This is a genomic window from Fibrobacter sp. UWB15, from assembly GCF_900177705.1.
In the GTDB taxonomy this organism is placed as follows: Bacteria; Fibrobacterota; Fibrobacteria; order Fibrobacterales; family Fibrobacteraceae; genus Fibrobacter.
The window spans coordinates 90,019-107,846 of record NZ_FXBA01000003.1; the positions used below are offsets into that span (position 1 = coordinate 90,019).

The window sequence follows — 17,828 nt, forward strand, 5'->3', positions numbered from 1 at the left end:
TCGTATCCTCTCCTCTTATCGCAATAATTACTTTGCTGCAACAACAGCAGGTTCCTTAGCAGAATCCTTTTCAGCGGAATCGGCCGGTTCAGCCGGGGCACTTTCTTCAACCTTCAGAGGTTCATCAGACATATTCTCTATCTGACGGCCACTCATCAGAAGACGAGCACGGCCACCTTCTTCATAAGCCGGAACACTGTTAAGGCCGCGGTTCAGCACTTCCTGGGCATTGATTTTCTGGCCGGCGGCTTCGTAAACGAATGCTGCTGCCCAGTAGTTACGCCATTCCGAGGGGAACTGCTTGATGCCCAATTCAAGATACTTCGTCGCAGCGGCAGCGATGCTGTCCACCTGGGCCTTCTTTTCGGCTGTGAACGGATGTTCGTTGCGGAGCTTGGAAATCTTGTCACGAGCATCGAAAGAAATCTGCAGGTACAGGGAAACATAACCCGAAAGCAGACGGGAAGTTTCTTCGTTGATGTAGGCGGTACCGTCGCCGAGACCGCGGAACTTGAACACGGAATCAATGAGGTCTGCCGTGAACTTTGCATCAAAGGCGTTGCGCTTCGGGTTCAAATCGCCCTTCACGAAGTTGTAGACCATGCCTTCTTGCACCATGTACTTTTCGAGACCCATAAAATTGGAAGTACCGACGGTCGTCGAGATTTCAATCGGCTTGTCCATGTTCTGGAGAGCAAGGTCAATCACCAACTTATGCTGCGTGAGCATCATGCCGCTACGGGTACGGGCAGCCCATTCGGTAAAGGCGTCCCACACTTGGTAATGCACCTTGAACTGCAGAAGCTTTGCGGAATCAGCAGCAGAGAGTTGCTGACCTTCCATAGCATCGATACGGTTCTTGAGCTGCGGCATCAGGCGTTGGGCGTTCTTGACCCAAGTAGAAACCTGATGGTTCGGGTTCGAAGCAGAACTGTTGTCGAGCACCATGTCGCGGTCGATAGCAGCCTTGTCGTAGCTGAGCTTAAGAATCGGTTCGTTGTCGAGCATCTGCTTGATATACCAGTCGGTATTACCGAGCGAGAGGTTCACCACGCGAACGTCCTTACGGATACCGGCCACTTCCTGAGCGAACCACAGCGGGAAGGTATCGTTGTCACCGTTGGTGAAAAGAATTGCATTCGGGCGGCAGCTGTTCAGCAAATTGTATGCGTAATCCCAAGGAACCCAAAGGCCGGAACGATCATGTTCCTTGTAGTTGGAAACGCAGGGAACCAAGAAGGAAACGGCAACCAAGAGTGCTGCCACCGGATTTGCAAATGCGGCAAAGCTAGAAGTAGCGGCAAGGAACACCAAAATACCGGCGCCGATACCGTAAATCATACTCATGAAGATAAAGGCCGGTGTATAGAAGTAGTCACGTTCGCGAACTTCCAGATGAACGGCATCGGGGAACGGAGCGCGGCCACCCACCTGGGCAAAGCCACTTTCAATCTTCTGCCAATTCTGCCAGATAGCGGAATTGGTGTAGCCATCGAGTTCACGCTGGAGCTCGGCCAAACGGGCATCGGGGGCACCATGAGCCTTGAGCGTTTCCATACGGATCTTGGTGAACTCAATGTTCTGACGCATGTCGATGAGTTCGTTCGGGTCCGGGAGAGCCGTAATACCCATTCCACGGGCATTCAGGTCAGACACATTGCGGCTCATCACGCTCACCCAGTAGTCATGTTCGCGCTGTTCCATGCGGGTGCCGTCGGCGAAGTTGATATAGAACAACAGGCCAAGAGAGCAAAGTGCATAGAGCACAGAAACAAACACGCCCAAGTTGCGGTTGCGCTTCCAGACGAACACGCAAACCATCACGAGCAAACCGTTAAAGAGCAAGAACATCATGAACTGCGGGAGTGTCGCATCGCCCATGAAGCTCATCTGAGTCGGGAACTTGATGCCGAAACGTTCCACCGGCTGGTTGTCCGCAGCATCAAACGTGTAAATGCCATTGGCGTAGTTCACGTCGCCCACCTTGTAAGGCAGGTACTGAGCCATCTGGTATCCACCGTAACCCATGTGCGGGAACGAAAGGAACTGGTGACTAATGCGAGAACGACGGTAGAAAGCACGGCTAATCATGCTTTCGGAGCCGTACTGCTTACGTTCAATGAAGTTGTTAAAGGCGACCCAGTTTTCATCCTTGAACAGGTTACCGAGCTGGAGGTTGCCTTGTTCGTCACGGATATTGATTTCAGGGTCATTTTCGTCGATAATCGGGTTCAATTCTGAACGGATCGGAATGTAGAGGTGCGTGCTGTAACCGATCAAGGCGAAGAACGCAAAAGCCAAGGACAGACGCATACTGCGCTGCACGCCCTTGCTCTTGAACGGCTTGGCCAAGCAAAGAATCGAAAGAGCGATTAAGCAGAGGAACGAAATTTCAATAAAGGCAGACACCATGTAAATCACGGAGCAAAGAAGCGTACCCGTAATCCAGATAGGAATGCGTTCCACAATCTTCTTGGGTTCGGCCACGAGCAAAAGCGCAAACACGGCGGGAACCGTAAGCATGGTGTAAAGGTGTGCACCCACGCCGAGGAAAGCGATATAGCAAATGAAAATCAGGATGCGGTCGCTGTATTCTTCGTTACGCTTGTTGTACCAAACGAGACCGAGGTAAGACACCAACATCAAGATGAACATGGCGATGCCGTAGACTTCGGCTTCGACCGCGTTGAACCAGAAGGTGTCCGAGAAAGTCAGGAGGAAACCGGCAACAAGGGCTGCCGTAGCAAGCACCACCGTACGAACCTTACCGGTAATCTTTTCGGCAAGGGCGTCAGTCTTGAGAACGGTTGCGAGGAGTTCCCAAGCAAACAGAGCCGTCACGTAGACGGTTGCTGCAGAACTCACCACCGAAATGTAGTTCACGCGCTTTGCGATTTCACCCACGAACGGGAGCAGCACGATGACCGCTCGGGCGAGGAACACGAAGAACGGCGTTCCAGGAGGATGCGGAATACCCAGGGTATTGGCACAGGCGACAAATTCGCCGCAATCCCAGAAGCTTACCGTAGGAGCCATTGTCAGCACGTACACGACCAGTGCCACAAGTGCCGCAATGCCTGCGAAGATATGTTTCATCCATTTTTCCTTGAGCATTTTACTTTTCCTTAGGTTCGGTGACAACCATGCCACGGTTACGCATAAAGCCAGTCAAAAGGCCATTCACAAAAGAATCCGAATTGTCGGTACTGTACTTGGCGGCAATCTGCACCGCTTCGGTAATGGCGACCTTCATCGGGATTTCGGGGATATAAGAAAGTTCGACCATCGCAATGCGGAGCACAATGCGGTCAAGGCTAGCCATGCGGTCCAGTTCCCAGTGGGCAGCCGCGGCCCTGATGTTTTCGTCGAGTTCTTCGCGATGGGCCTGCACCAGGTCCACCAACTTCATTCCATACTTTTTCTGTTCAGCGTGAAGGGGCTGGGATTCAAGGATTCCCGGAAGAGCTTCCCCTGCGGTCTGGCCCGTAATTTCCATGGCATACAAGAGCTGCATGGCAAAAACTCGGGCGGGTCTGTAACTTACTTTCATAATCTTCGCCAATAATTAGATGCTTTTATAAAGGTTTGCCATTTCAACGGCGGTAGATGCCCAACTGCTACCGAGGTTGCCGGCCTTGAGGCCTGCACGGTTCATTGCCTGGTCCACGGTGTCGGTGGTTAAAATTCCAAGAATCACGGGGAGCTTGCCTTCGGCGGCGATGTTTGCGATACCGCCGGTAGAAGCATTCACCACCACGTCGTAGTGGCTGGTCTCGCCACGAATCACGGCACCCAGCGCCATTACGGCACTGTACTTGCCGCTGTCGGCGAGGCGACGGCACACGCCCGGAAGTTCGAATGCGCCCGGCACATGCACGACTGTAATATCCTTGTCGGCAACACCGAGAAGTTCGAGCTGACGCACAGCCCCTTCCAGAAGCTTGTCGGTCACGACCTCGTTAAAGCGGGCAACGGCGATTGCCACCTTGAGGCCACTACCATTGAGGGAATTCTTGATTTCGTTCACCATTTACTTTTCCTCATTCAAATTTTCTTGGGGTGCAGCGCCGTCGATATGCAGCTGATGCCCCATCTTTTTCTGCTTCGTGAGCAAGTAGAACAGGTTTTCCTTGTTCGGCTTGATTTCGATGGGCACGCGTTCCACGATCTTAAGGCCGTAAGCCGTAATGCCCGAAATCTTGCTCGGGTTGTTCGTCAAGAGTCGCATTTCCTTGACGCCGAGGTCGGCCAAAATCTGGGCGCCCGTACCGTACTGGCGGAGGTCCGACTTGAACCCGAGGTGCAGATTCGCCTCGACCGTGTCCATGCCCTTCTCCTGCAGTTCGTAGGCACGCAACTTGTTGCAGAGGCCAATACCCCTACCCTCCTGCCCGCGCATGTACAGGAACACGCCGCCGTGCTCGCCGATGAACTTCATGGCGGCGGCAAGCTGTTCGCCGCAATCGCAGCGGAGGCTACCGAAAATGTCGCCCGTAAGGCATTCGCTGTGCACGCGCACGTAAACCGGCTTGCTGAAGTCGGGATTGCCCGCGACCCACGCCACATGTTCTACGCCATCGGTCTTGCTTTTGTAGGCGTATGCGGTAAAGTCGCCGTACTTGGTCGACACATGCGGAGCGGCTACGCGCTGCACGAGCTTTTCGTTTTTCAGGCGGTAATCGATGAGGTCGTGGATCGAGATAATCTTGAGGTTAAACTTCTTCGCGACTTCCTGAAGCTGCGGCATGCGGGCCATGGTGCCGTCTTCGTTCATGATTTCGATCAAGGCGGCCGCCGGGCGCAGGCCCGCCAGCTTTGCCAGGTCTACAGCTGCTTCGGTATGGCCTGCGCGACGGAGTACGCCCTCTTCCTGGGCGTACAGGGGCGAAATATGCCCCGGCCTGCCGAAGTCGCTGGGCTTGGAATTCGGGTCCGAAAGAGCGAGAATCGTTGCAGCGCGGTCGTGAGCGGATACACCCGTGGTGCAGCCTTCAATCTTGTCGACCATGATGGTAAAAGGCGTGCCCAAAATCGAGGTATTCTCGGCGGTCTGCCGCGTGAGGTTCAGTTCATGGCAACGCTTGATCGGGAGCGGTGCGCAAAGCACGCCACGACCTTCGTGGAGCATGAAGTTCACCTTTTCGGGCGTAATCTTTTCGGCGGCGATGACAAAGTCGCCTTCGTTTTCGCGGTCTTCGTCATCGACCACAATCAAAAACTTGCCGTTCTTAAAATCTTCTATGGCCTCTTCAATCGTATTAAGCAAGGTCACGTTCCTTCAGATAATTTTCAATATACTTGCCGAGCATGTCGACTTCCACATTCACGATTGTACCCGGAACCCAATTGCGCAGATTCGTGCGAGCAAGCGTTTCAGGGATAATGCACACGCGAATGGAATCTTCGAACTTTTCAGCGACCGTCAGGCTGATTCCGTTGAGAGAAATCGAACCGCGGCGAATCACATAGCGACGCAGGTCAGCCGGAAGCTTCAAATCCACTTCGACACCCGTTTCGCGCGGAGTCACCTTGATGACTTCGGTTATGCAGTCCACATGGCCCATCACAAAGTGACCGCCCATAAAGCTGTCTGCACGACACGGTAGTTCCAAATTCACCAACTTACCGACAGCGGCCTGCTTAAAGCCCGTATTTTCCACCGTCTGGTGCATCAGGCAAAAAGTGGCTTCGTCATCGGTACAAGATTCTATGGAAAGACACACACCATCGTTGGCGACACTGTCGCCCAACTTACAATTTTTAAAAAAGCCCGGTGACTTAAGGCGCATGGTAAGCGCATCGCCCCTACTTTCGATAGAAACGATTTCACCGGTAGATTGAATAATACCCGTAAACATACGGGGGCAAATATAGCAAAAGGCGAGTGCCGCGCCAACATAAGAATTGCGTTGGCATGGCCGAGCCGTACTATATGCACTCCGAAGGAGTGCCATGTAGAAAAATAGCCCTCTAGAATTTAATCGGATACAGCAAGTACCAGTGGAATTCGGGATAAACTTGCACGGTGGGGGCCGGCAACTTGAAGTAATTCAGGTACTTCACGATAGTGCGTGCCATGCGGCTCTGCGGGCGGAATGCTTCCAGGTCGTAATCCAGCGCAATGTAGACTTCGCGATGCGGCGTCACATCTTTGTCGTGCAGGAACACACCTTCGTCAATGCTTAAGCCCGCTGCAATGGCAAGCCAACTCGGATAATACTGACGCGCGGCCTTAGGCAACATGCGGTAAACCTTGAACGACGCCCAGAATGTTTGGTTACAATAGTCGTCGGTAAATACGCCTGTTTTACTTTGTCTGTAGTACGCTTTGGTGTTAATCCAGTAGCTCCACTTGAGGTCCACGTACTTGAACACGGGAACATAGCGTTCGGCCATCGGCAAGAAACCACCGAGCGTTCCCGAAAGCACGTCGAAAACGCTAAAGCCCCACTCCGGCGAAAAGCCGTCCTTCACGTCGATTGCAATATGGGTCGCCATCGCCGAAAAGCCCGCGAACAAGTACGAATAAAATTCGGAAATTCCCGCCCAGCGATAGCCTTCGTAAAAGGACTCGCCCATCATGACGCCCGAGGCGAAATGGCCGAACTTGTCGAGGTTTAGCGCGTAATCAAAATCGTTTTCGAAATGGAAATCACTCCCCTGTTCGTCCCACCAGCCTTTATCAAATACAAGCCAGTAAGCGGCACCGTAAGCAATCAAAACCGTAGAGGCGACACCGACACTTTTGGCAACCGAAAATTCAACCGTATCGCCGAGTTCTTCGCTGCGGTAATCCCAAGTAGAATCGCGCCAAGTCAGCGGATCGTAAGGGGCTGCCTGCAAGGAAACGCTTGCAAACAGAAGCGCAACGACAGAAATTATAAAAGCCCGAAAAAAATTCACGGACTTCAAGATAGAAACTTTTCTTTACAAAGGCAACAAAAAAAGCCCCGGAGAACGAAACTCCAAAAGGCTTTTTGTAAATGTGGAATGTGTAGTGTGTGATGAGAAATGAATAATTTTTAATTAGTCATTACACATTTCACACTTCACATTGAATTAGTTGCGGCCGAGGAGCAGCACGCTGTTCTGGCCACCGAAGCCGAAGCTGTCGGACATGGCGTAGTTGAACGAGTGGCTGGTGTTCTTGTTGGCGCACACATCGAGGTGGATGCGTTCGTCCTGGTTGAACACGTTCGTGGTCGCGTGAATCATCTGATTCTGCAAGGACTTCACGGTGATGATGGCTTCAAGAGCACCGGCGGCGCCGAGAGCGTGACCGATCATGCACTTGGAGGAGTTCACCTTGAGGTTGTCGGTAGCACCGGCAAAGACCTTTTCGAGTGCAGAGCATTCAGCAACGTCGCCAAGCGGGGTCGAAGTACCGTGGGTGTTCACGTAGCCCACATCCTTCGGGGAAATGCCGGCTTCGCGGAGAGCCATTTCGATAGCGAGGCGGACGCCTTCGCCGTCTTCACGCGGGGCGGACATGTGGTGAGCGTCCGCGCTCATGCCGATGCCGGCCACGCGAGCGAGAATGTTGGCGCCACGCTTCTTGGCGTGCGTAAGGCTTTCGAGAACGAGAATGCCAGAACCTTCACCGATCACGAAACCGTCGCGGTCCTTGTCGAACGGACGAGAAGCCGTCGTCGGATCGTCATTGCGCTTGCTCAAGGCCTTCATGGAGGTAAAGCCAGCGAGAGCCACATTGTTCACGGTTTCGTCGGTACCACCGGCGAGCATGATATCGGCGCGGCCCAAGCGGATCTGGTCGTAGGCGGCGGCGATAGAGTGGTTAGAGGTGGCGCAAGCGGAAACCACTGCGTAGCAGGGGCCCATCCAGCCAGTGCGGTTGGAAACTTCGCCAGCGGGCATGTTCACGATAGACATCGGAATGAAGAACGGGGACACGCGGCTCGGGCCACGGTTCGAAAGCGAAACGACGGAATCGCTATAAATCTGCATACCGCCGATACCGGAACCGATAATCACGCCAGAACGGGTCGGATCTTCGTTTTCGGGAGAAATACCGGCGTTCTTGAGTGCCTGGAAAGAAGCATACACAGCGTACTGGATGCACCTGGACAGACGGGACGAATCGCGCGGGGAAATAAATTCAGAACCATCGAATTCCTTGACGGCGGCAGCTATCTTGATCGGATAGTTGGTTACGTCGAAGCGATCGATCGTTGCGAGTCCGGATTTACCTTCCAGCAGGTTGTTCCAAAGGAGTTCCGGCGTATTGCCGAGGGCGGAAACACACCCCATACCTGTAATTACAACTTCTTCCATAGTGCGCCCAAATATAGAAAAAAAGGTTAGCACTTCGGGAGTACGTTGTCCTTATTTTTTAGAAATTCAATACAAATTTGTTATAATTATATTACAAATCAACAGGTTAGGGCCATTTGGGGCAACCTAATGATACAGTTCCCAAATCGAAATCCGGCGATATTTAATACGTAAAGGAATCTTTCTGATGAAATCCCGACAATAATCCATCTCTTGCCAGAAAACTTCAGACAGCGAAAAAGGCGCCAAACGAGCCGTTTTCCAACGGTTCCATAGCCAACGTTCCACGAAATTCATTTTGTGTTCGTCCTTGGCGTTCACATGATAGAACCCGAAGTTTCCGCATGCGTAGACCTCGGCGAGCATCTTTTTGCCCCGTTTTGTATCAGGAGCCACCAACATTTTGTCTTTTTCAAGACCGAAAACTTCTCCCATGATCCACATAAGGGCAGCTCCCAGCCGCTTGAGGCCAAATCGTGAAAGCTTCGCCGAAAGTTCACGACGGTCATCGGCAGTTGAATGCTCGAGCAAAATAAAATAGTCTACAATCTGCTTGAGCCCCACCCCCCCCTTGAAAAAATGACGCTGGATATGAGCCAATTGCATTGCAAGGGCAAACTTGATCGAAGGAACGGAAAAACCTTCAGGCACACGCTCCGTATTCAAGATTTCTACTTCCAAGTACCGCAGCAGATGCCTATTCGCAAAAGGACTAAATACTCCAGAGCCAGGCCTAAAATGGATTTCTACAGGAACCTTGCTCATCCCCAAAATGTGAATATGATGCGGAGCGCCAGTATCCTTTTCGTCTATTTCGTAGCCCATTTTTTTCACAAGGTCCTCAACGCTTTTGCGACCGCCTTCGACCCACAAGTCAATATCTCCTGCATGCCGCATGAATGGATCCGGGTAAAGCCTCGCATTGGCGGCCCCCTTCAACACAGCCGTCTTGCGGCCCTGCGCCTCGAACAGCTGCGCAAGCCTAGCTGCTTCGGCATTCAGAAGTTCGTTATGCCCCCTGACAGTCTCCGCTTCACTCGCCCACTGGAACACAAGTTCCATAGAAGGGCGCTGCTCTTTGGGCAAACGGTTGATGGCACGGTACACGATTGCCGTCACTAAATGACGCAAACTTTCCGAATGAATCGAATTCCATTCAGAATCACTCAGCTTACGGTCCAAAACAAGCACATCGCCTTCTGGTGAAAGCGCCATTCGCAACAATTTGTACAGAGGCTCCATATTCAAAAAATAAGAAAATATCATTCCTAGGCAGAATTTCATCCATAACTATTTCCCCATTCAATTTTGATCCTCATTTTTTTTTAAATTGTCCGCGTTATGGCAAGAATTAAAAGCGCACCGAACCTCGTCTGGATGGACCTCGAAATGTCGGGTCTTGAGCCGGAAAGGGACGTTATTCTCGAAATAGCGACGATCGTAACCGACCCGAACTTGAATATTTTGGCCGAAGGGCCCGTCTTGGCAATTCACCAGACCGAAAACATTTTTGAAGGCATGGACGACTGGAACAAGCGTCACCACACCCAGAGCGGACTCGTGGAACGCTGCCGCAAGTCGACTCTCACTATGGCCGACGCCGACAAGATGACGCTTGACTTCATCAAGCCCTTCACTACCGAACGCGGAAACGTGCTCTGCGGGAATTCCATTACGCAGGACAGGCGTTTTCTGTACAAGTACATGCCGCTTTTGACCGGCTGGCTGAACTACAGAAACATCGACGTGAGTTCCATCAAGGAACTGACCTTCCGCTGGTACCCGGACTTGCCGGAATTCCAGAAGATGGAAAAGCACCAGGCCCTGGACGATATCCGCGAAAGCATCGCCGAACTCCAGTACTACCGCAAGACGATTTTTAAGTAACGCTTAAACTTTAAGATGGACTATAATAACTACCTTCCGAAAAAAAGGCTCCCCTACGCCGTCAGGATCCGCAACCGAATTATCGTTTTTTCCGTTTTTATGGGAATTTGCGCCCTGATGGGCACCTGCATTTTTGGCGAGAAAGAACCACCGAAGCCCGCTGAAGAAGATGAATACGCAGAAGCTATCGATTCTACCGCCGCAAATAATGCCACCCTGCAGGCCGAACAGCTAAGCGAAACTGGACTTTTCCCCAAGGCCGATTCCGAAGACCTGGCGAACACGCAGGCAACGGTTGCCGCTGCCGTCGTTCCCGATAATCCGACCGAAGCAGACGTCATCGACAGCACGCACATCAAGGCCCAGAAAGATGTTTTCATGGCCGAAAAGATCGACAACCTGCTGCGCCGATTCCGCCCCGAACATGCGGTGATACTGATGGTGGACCCCCAGAGCAACGAAATCATTGCCTGGGGCGAACGCCGCAACAACCACGTACAGGAAAAGCCCGACTACTTTATCAAGAACACCTTCCCGGCAGCATCGCTTGCAAAGACGGTCACCATTTCGGCCGCCATGGAATCGAACCGCTACTCGCTCACGTCGCAGATTCCGATGATTGGCTCCAGCATTCACCTTTACAAGAACCAGCTGCGCGTCAAGGAAGGCTACAAGGGGCCATTTATTGAACTGCAAGACGCTTACGCCAAGTCCGCGAACCCGCCGATGGCCATCGTGGGCATGAACGTGGGTGCCGAACGCCTGCGCAGCGCCGCCAAGAAACTTGGCTACAACACGAACTTCCCGGGAGCGCTCCCCCCGCGTTCCAACTACGCTCCGCCCGATACCGGCTACGGCCTCGCCGAAGTCAGCAGCGGCTTTACGGAAGCCACCACCTTGACGCCGCTCCTTGCCGCAGCCCAGGTCCGCTCCATTCTCATGAAAAAGCCGCTCGAAATTCCGTGGGCCGCAAACCTGGACGGTTACGCCCCCAAGAGCCGCATCGCGCTTGATGTCGGCAAGTTCAGCGACAACACCTATTATGGGCTCCGCGAAGCGATGATTCGTACTGTCACGCACGGTACCGCACGTAAAAACATTTCGACCAGGCACATGGCCCGTAAGAACTACGAAGCTTTAAACATCGGCGGAAAGACGGGCTCACTCGACGGGCACGACCCCTACGGCCGCTACGAATGGTTCATGGGTTTTGCACAATCTAAAGCAGACCCGAGCAAGGCGGTAGTGCTTGTGATTATGCAGGTGCACGACTTACAAGGTATGCGCTCGCAGCCGGCAACCCAGGTCGCCGGAATGCTGTTTAACTATTGGGCTCACCAATATTTACCCAAGAAAGGAAAGTAAAATGGAACCGACATGGTGGAATCTAATCCCTTCTTATTTTGACGGAACGGCCTTTACACTCGGGAGTTTCCCAGTGCGCTGGTACGGCATCATGTACATTTTCGCCTTCGTGACAGGCTACCTGACGCTGATGCACGTGAACAAGAAAGAAAAGCTGGGCTACACCAAGGACCAGTTCGACAGCCTGTTCACCTGGATTATCGCGGGCATCATTATCGGTGCGCGCCTGGGTTACGTGTTCTTCTACAAACCGGGCTACTACCTTGCAAACCCGACCGAAATCATACTGCCCATGACTCACGATGCTCTTGGCTACCACTTTGCCGGAATCTCAGGCATGAGCTACCACGGCGGCATGATTCTTGGAACGATATTCACCTACATTGGCCTGAAGCGCAACAAGATGAAGGTCTGGGAAGGCCTGAACCTTTGCTTTATGCTTGCTCCGCTCGCCTACACTTGGGGACGCTGGGGCAATTTCATTAACGGCGAACTTTTTGGCGAAGTCACCACGAGCGGCATTGGCATGTGGTTCCCGCTCGCCCACGACAGCCCTATCGAAAACCCAATTCTACACCACCCGAGCCAGCTTTACGAAATGTTGTTCGAAGGCGTAATCCTGTTTGCAGTTTTGTACAACTTAAGGCGCATCCCGCTGCTGCGCGACAAGATGCCTTGCCTGTACCTGATGGGCTACGGCTTCTTTAGATTCTTCATCGAATTTTTCCGCAGGCCCGATGCACACCTCGGCCGCGTTGACCTGTTCGGCATGAGCCGCGGACAGACGCTTTGTAGCGTCATGTTCCTGACCGGTTTAATCTGGCTGATTGTACTGATTTACAGGCAGAAGAAAGCAGTAGACAGTAGACAGTAGGAAGTCTGTTATTAAAAAAGGGTCCCCGTATGGGGACTTTTTTAACAGCTTACCGCAAGCTCACTGATGGCGAGCGCAGGCACCTTCACGCCGGCGAACGGATTGTAGTATTCATTGCCGACACCGACCACATTCTGGATGATGTCGAAGTAGTTTCCAGACAAGGTGACTCCATCAACGGGGTGCTGAATCACGCCGTTTTCACACCAGAAGCCATGGGCGCCAATGCTGAGTTCGCCACTTACGGAGCTGCAGCCGGAGCCACCTTCAAGACGCACCACCAAGAGACACTTGGGGAACAGTTTCAATAATTCGGCAGTGGTCCGTTCGCCTGCGGGCACATACATGTTCCAGAAAGCGGTAGACATCTTGGAACCAAAACCGCGAGCACCGTTACCTGTCGTCTTGCAACCGTCTTTTGCGGCTGTTTCCAGATTGTAGAGAGCTTCGTTGAAGACTCCGTCTTTCACGACATCGACTCGGCGTGTGAGCGAACCTTCGGAATCAAAGTACATCTTGTGGCTAAAGTTTTCACCCAGCGGATCACTCATAAGCGAGAACTTGTCGGAAGCAATCTTGGAGCCCAGCTTACCCGCAAGGCGAGAAGTTCCTTTCTGCATGGATTCCGCAATAAAGGGAGACGAATACATGCCTATGATTCTGCCCGAAACTCGTTCCGAGAACACGACCGGGATTTTGCCACCTTCAATCTTTTGGGCACCAAAAAGTTCTGTCGCATAGGTAGCGGCCTTGGTCGCAATTTCATCCATGGAAATTTCGGCCCAGTTGCGGCTGCTCTTGACGAAGTTTCCCAACTTGCTAATGCCATTTCGCACAGCGACTGCGCCCGCCCCCACCGATACCGAATTTCCCTTATCGGTATAGAAAAGACCATTATGGTTAGCCACAATCGAAAAATCGCTGTTCAAGTCTGCGCCCAAATAAGGAATATTGACGATTTCCTTGGAACGGGCAAACGTCTGCTTTTCAAGTTCAATGCAAAAATCCTTGACATCTGCAAGGGTCAGCTTTTCAAGTTCCGGATTGTAATTGGGATTGCCTTCTGGAATCTTTGCCGGTGCAGGAAGAGTAATATCTACAGCTTCGGTCCACTGCGTATGGCAAACGGCATCCTTGATAGTCTGCGCAATCGCTTCCTTCGTCAAGCGTTCCGTATGGGCGTAACCCGGACGTCCGTCCTTAATCACGCGAATGCCAAGGCCCACGGAATCCGAAATTTCAGTATTCTGCACCTGGCCCTGAAAAACAGACAAACCCTCGGAATGAGAATTCGAGGCAATCACATCAAACTGTTCCGCCTCGCCCTTCGCGAGGTCACACATGCAATTTACAGCATCTATAATATTCATAACAGATCCTTCGGCTCCGTTGCACTCCGCTCAGGATGACACTCACGCTCTTTTGGCTTTGCTGGCGAGCATGCGCCAGTAAGCAGCGGGGCTACCGGTCACAGATTCAAGCGCTTCGGCGAGTTCGCGAGTAATTTCAACGGTTCCCGCAATCAGGCCCTCAAGCGTTTCCATCGGGACGCCGATGCGGCGGGCAAATTCTACCTTGTCCATCTTGAGCCATTCAATGCCTTCTAAAATTGCCTGTCCCGGAGTGGGTGTTCCATGCCTAGCCATAATCAGTTCCTAAAATTCAATCGTTTTCCAGCCTTCGGCGCCAAAGCGCAGGTCGCGTTCTACAAATTCCCAAATCAAGAGTTTTTTGCCCTTGAGCACGCCTGCCTTGCGGGCGAGCTTTTCACGCACGAGTGTAGAAGCACCGCCATCGCTCACGATAGAGGCTACCGGACGGCTGATATTCTTTGCAAAATGGGCAATCCAGCCCGCATTCACCGGCGCATCCGTCTGGTAAATACGGCTGAAGCTGTCGCCGAGAATCAAAATCTTCGACTTGCGGAAGTCGTCTTTGAAAGGAGTGACCACGTGGCCTGTCACCTGTTGCACCTTGAACACGTTAAACTTATTGAGCCCGCTCATTTCGCCGATGTCGCCCATGCGGTTCGCCAAGGAATCAGACACCACATAATCCATGGACGGATTCCCGATATCGATCAAACCCGCATCGACCATCGCGTTTACCTTCTTCGCGATTTCACCCGCCGCAAGTTCCGCACCCCTGGGAGTCCAGTGGGTATCGTCGTCCAGATAAAGAGCTCCCAAGCTAGCATCGTCAACCTTCGCGGCAAGGAGCGGCGTATACAGGTCCACCGTATTCAGCCCGAGTTTCGCCAAGGAATCCAGAATCGCCTTGCCATGTCCAGCAAGCTTCAAGCCATCGACGCCGGTCAAACGTTCCGGATAAATACTCGGCTTACCCGGAGTAATCACCACCAGGAGTTCAACGCCCTTCGCCTTGAGCTGTTCGCGGAACTTGAGAATCGCCTGAATCGGGTTATCGAGTTTTGCGCTACGCACATCCAGCGGAGATGGCTGCACCAGGAATTCGACATCTTGACGATAGAAAAGCCAACGGCCCGCCCCGGAACCGAGCACCACCTTTTCGCCCGGATCATTGAAGATATTCCACACCGCTAGCTGGTACTTGGGGCGGAACGCAAGCACAAGCGCGTTTTCGTCTTCGACCTTGTTTTCGAACGCACGCAGGTAGCGGCTCGTCCACACGCCATAATGCTTAATGCAACAAAGCGCACGCCAAAGCGAGAATTGCCCAAATTCGGCCACCACCGCCTTCAGCGTTGAATCTACCGCTTTGAAGGTTTCCGGTTCATCTTCAAGGGCTGCCACCAAGGTATCCGCATGTTTCAGCAACTTGTAGTCTGACTCGGCCGTATCCAGTTCGGCATAGCTATTCACCGAAAGCGCAACCGCTTCCAGGTCAGAAAGAGCACTGACCACGCCTTCAAGTGATTCGCCCACTTCGGCACCACCGGCAATCGATTCACGCGCCGCAAACCAGGCTTCGTTCAACTTGGCCGCCGATTCCGACATCTTGGATTCGCGCGCAAAAGGGGTATATACAATATCTTTGAAAATATCGAGGCTTACAAAGCGCTTTTCGCCACGCAAGTCCGCCACCGTCTGCACCGAAAACGGCAGTAGCAACAAAACGGCAAAAACAACGATAAAGGCTATATAAAGTTTCTTCACACTAGAAAAATAAAAATTTCAGCATAACAAAAAAGGCTGGCAGCCGAAACTACCAGCAAAATACCCGGATCGCGATTCGAACGCGAGTCTGATCCTTAGGAGGGACCCGTTCTATCCAACTGAACTATCCAGGCAAATTCGGTGGCAAATATAACAAAAAATTTCTACATTTGGAGCTATGAAAAATTTTTACGTTACTACTCCGATTTATTACGTGAATGACGCCCCGCATATTGGGCATTCCTACACCACGGTTTTGGCCGATATTCTCACCCGTTTCCACAAGATTCTCGGCTACCAGACGTTCTTCTTGACCGGTACCGACGAACACGGCCAGAAGGTGCAGCGCGCCGCCGAAAAGCGCGGCGTGACCCCGCAGGAACACGTAGACGAATACTACCACCGCTTCGAAGACCTGTGGAAGAAGATGGGAATCGGTAACGACTTCTTTATCCGCACCACGATGCCCGAACACAAGGCCTTTGTGCAGGAATGCCTGCAGAAGCTCTGGGACAAGGGTGAAATCTACTCGAAGGAATACGAAGGTTGGTATTCCGTCGGCGAAGAACGCTTCTTTAGCGAAGACGAACTCGACGAAAACAAGTGCGATCCCATCAGCCACCGCCCGGTGGAATGGCTCAAGGAAAAGAACTACTTCTTCAAGATGGGTTCTTACCAGCAGAAGCTCATTGACTTCTTGGAAAGCCACAAGGACTGGATTGTGCCGGACTACCGCTGGAACGAAATCCGCGGATTCCTGCGCCAGCCGCTGAACGACCTCTGCATCAGCCGCCCCAAAGCACGCCTCAGCTGGGGCATTCCGCTGCCGTTCGACACCGACTACGTGACCTACGTCTGGTTCGACGCGCTCCTGAACTACGTGAGCGCTTCCACCGCCTTCCACAAGACTTATGCCGACGGCACGCCGATTTGGCCCGCCACTTACCACCTGATCGGTAAGGATATTTTGACGACCCACAGCGTGTACTGGCCGACCATGCTCATGGCTCTCGACATTCCGCTTCCGCAGCATATTCTGGCCCACGGCTGGTGGCTCGTGAACGGCGGAGAAAAGATGAGCAAGTCCGCTGGCAACGTGGTGAACCCCATGGACTACATGGAAAAGTACGGCATCGACGCATTCCGCTACTTCCTCGCCCGCGAAATGGTGGTGGGCCAGGACGCCAACTTCACCCACGACGCCTTCGTGCGCCGCATCAACAGCGACCTCGCCAACGACCTCGGTAACGTGCTGAACCGCGTACACCGCCTGGTCATCACGAACTTCGAAGGCAAACTTCCCGCCGCCACCGCCATTGGCGATGCAGAAAAGGAAGTCATCGATCTTGCAAACAAGGTGATTGCCGAAATCAAGGAAGGCCTGCCGCAGGCCCGCCTCTCCCAGTCTATCGAAACTATCATGCAACTCGTGCGTAGCATCAACCGCTACCTCGAAGTCAAGGCTCCGTGGAAGCTCGCGAAGGACCCGGCCATGAAGGACGAACTCGCGACCGTACTCTACGTTTCCGCCGAAGCCGTGCGCCTTTCGCTCTGCCTCTTGTGGCCGGTGATTCCGGGCAAGTCCGAAGAAGGCCTCGCCATGATCGGTTCCAAGTTCCAGAGCGCCGACGACCTCGCCTGGGGAATCCTCAAGGGTGGCGAAGCATTCGGCGAAGGCAAGCCGCTCTTCCCGCGTATTGAAGAAGAAGTCAAGAAGCAGGAGCAACAGCCGAAGCCCAAGCAGAACAAGCCCCTGATGGCCGCAGACGTTCCCGCCGCTATGGACATGCGCGTGGCCCAGATCAAGGAAGTGGCCGACCATCCGGATGCCACGAGCCTCTACGTGCTCAAGGTGGACGCCGGCGAAGGCGAACTCCGCACCATCTGCAGTGGCCTCAAGAACAGCTACAAGGCCGAAGAACTACAGGATCGTAAGATTCTCCTGTTCGCTAACCTGAAGCCGAGCGCACTGCGCGGTATCATGAGCCAGGGAATGCTCTTTGCAGGCGACCTCGATAACGAGGCCCACACCTGCCGCCTCGTCTCCGTGCCCGAAGACGCAAAGCCCGGTGACCGCGCCCTGTTCAAGGGTGTCGCTCCGAGCGAACCGCGTGAACTCAAGGTGAAGGACTTCGAAAAGATTGCGCTTTCTGTAAAGGGTGGCGCTGTGTTCTGCGACAGCCTCGCGCTCGAAGTGAACGGCAAGGCCGTGACCTGCGACGTCGCCGACGGCAACGGAGTGCATTAAGGACCGAGCTGGCTAAAATCAACTG

The 17,828-nt window shown here is 53.0% G+C and carries 15 protein-coding genes and 1 tRNA gene; 4 read left to right on the forward strand and 12 right to left on the reverse strand.

Features of this window, described 5'->3' with window-relative positions:
- Positions 1–27 precede the first annotated feature (27 nt).
- From B9Y58_RS06625 to B9Y58_RS06660, 8 genes are all read right to left on the reverse strand, one after another.
- A complete protein-coding gene (locus B9Y58_RS06625) occupies positions 28–3,096 on the reverse strand; it encodes a glycosyltransferase family 117 protein (RefSeq protein WP_233247873.1) in 3,069 nt (1,022 codons plus the stop codon).
- Positions 3,097–3,115: 19 nt separating this feature from the next.
- Positions 3,116–3,550: a transcription antitermination factor NusB gene (gene nusB, locus B9Y58_RS06630; RefSeq protein ID WP_233247874.1), complete on the reverse strand. Its 435-nt coding sequence runs from the start codon at positions 3,548–3,550 to the stop codon at positions 3,116–3,118.
- A 15-nt stretch (positions 3,551–3,565) separates the two neighbouring features.
- On the reverse strand, positions 3,566–4,027 hold the full coding sequence (gene ribH / locus B9Y58_RS06635; RefSeq protein WP_073055212.1) for a 6,7-dimethyl-8-ribityllumazine synthase: 462 nt from the start codon (positions 4,025–4,027) through the stop codon (positions 3,566–3,568).
- Between the two features lie 3 nt (positions 4,028–4,030).
- Positions 4,031–5,272: a bifunctional 3,4-dihydroxy-2-butanone-4-phosphate synthase/GTP cyclohydrolase II gene (locus B9Y58_RS06640; protein WP_073055072.1), complete on the reverse strand. Its 1,242-nt coding sequence runs from the start codon at positions 5,270–5,272 to the stop codon at positions 4,031–4,033.
- A complete protein-coding gene (locus tag B9Y58_RS06645; protein WP_072799199.1) occupies positions 5,259–5,858 on the reverse strand; it encodes a riboflavin synthase in 600 nt (199 codons plus the stop codon). The genes B9Y58_RS06640 and B9Y58_RS06645 overlap by 14 nt, the downstream gene beginning before the upstream one ends.
- A 112-nt stretch (positions 5,859–5,970) precedes the next feature.
- Positions 5,971–6,903 carry a YfiM family protein gene (locus B9Y58_RS06650; protein WP_233247875.1) on the reverse strand — a complete coding sequence of 311 codons (933 nt, stop codon included), beginning with the start codon at positions 6,901–6,903 and terminating at the stop codon, positions 5,971–5,973.
- Positions 6,904–7,059: 156 nt separating this feature from the next.
- Entirely contained in the window at positions 7,060–8,292 is a 1,233-nt protein-coding gene (gene fabF, locus B9Y58_RS06655; RefSeq protein WP_072799206.1) for a beta-ketoacyl-ACP synthase II, read from the reverse strand.
- 126 nt (positions 8,293–8,418) lie between these two features.
- Positions 8,419–9,507 (reverse strand): nucleotidyltransferase domain-containing protein, encoded by a 1,089-nt coding sequence (locus tag B9Y58_RS06660; protein WP_158278336.1) that lies wholly within the window; start codon positions 9,505–9,507, stop codon positions 8,419–8,421.
- 135 nt (positions 9,508–9,642) lie between these two features.
- Between B9Y58_RS06660 and orn the strand changes: the two genes are divergently transcribed.
- The 3 genes from orn (at position 9,643) to lgt (ending at position 12,418) form a co-directional block, all read left to right on the forward strand.
- Positions 9,643–10,179 carry an oligoribonuclease gene (orn, locus tag B9Y58_RS06665; protein ID WP_072799329.1) on the forward strand — a complete coding sequence of 179 codons (537 nt, stop codon included), beginning with the start codon at positions 9,643–9,645 and terminating at the stop codon, positions 10,177–10,179.
- Positions 10,180–10,278: 99 nt separating this feature from the next.
- Positions 10,279–11,544 carry a penicillin-binding transpeptidase domain-containing protein gene (locus B9Y58_RS06670; protein ID WP_234982482.1) on the forward strand — a complete coding sequence of 422 codons (1,266 nt, stop codon included), beginning with the start codon at positions 10,279–10,281 and terminating at the stop codon, positions 11,542–11,544.
- 1 nt (position 11,545) lies between these two features.
- Positions 11,546–12,418 (forward strand): prolipoprotein diacylglyceryl transferase, encoded by an 873-nt coding sequence (gene lgt / locus B9Y58_RS06675; protein ID WP_073055065.1) that lies wholly within the window; start codon positions 11,546–11,548, stop codon positions 12,416–12,418.
- A 41-nt stretch (positions 12,419–12,459) separates the two neighbouring features.
- Here lgt and B9Y58_RS06680 read toward each other — a convergent pair whose 3' ends face one another.
- The 4 genes from B9Y58_RS06680 to B9Y58_RS06695 all read right to left on the reverse strand — a co-directional run bounded on the left by B9Y58_RS06680 (position 12,460) and on the right by B9Y58_RS06695 (position 15,689).
- Entirely contained in the window at positions 12,460–13,788 is a 1,329-nt protein-coding gene (locus B9Y58_RS06680) for a TldD/PmbA family protein (protein WP_073055064.1), read from the reverse strand.
- 42 nt (positions 13,789–13,830) lie between these two features.
- On the reverse strand, positions 13,831–14,064 hold the full coding sequence (locus tag B9Y58_RS06685) for a helix-turn-helix transcriptional regulator (protein ID WP_073055062.1): 234 nt from the start codon (positions 14,062–14,064) through the stop codon (positions 13,831–13,833).
- Between the two features lie 9 nt (positions 14,065–14,073).
- Positions 14,074–15,555: an alginate O-acetyltransferase AlgX-related protein gene (locus B9Y58_RS06690; protein ID WP_073055060.1), complete on the reverse strand. Its 1,482-nt coding sequence runs from the start codon at positions 15,553–15,555 to the stop codon at positions 14,074–14,076.
- A gap of 61 nt (positions 15,556–15,616) precedes the next feature.
- A tRNA-Arg gene (locus B9Y58_RS06695) sits at positions 15,617–15,689 on the reverse strand.
- A 44-nt stretch (positions 15,690–15,733) separates the two neighbouring features.
- Between B9Y58_RS06695 and metG the strand changes: the two genes are divergently transcribed.
- Positions 15,734–17,803, forward strand: a complete 2,070-nt coding sequence (gene metG / locus B9Y58_RS06700; protein ID WP_073055058.1) for a methionine--tRNA ligase — start codon at positions 15,734–15,736, stop codon at positions 17,801–17,803.
- The last annotated feature ends 25 nt before the right edge of the window (positions 17,804–17,828 follow it).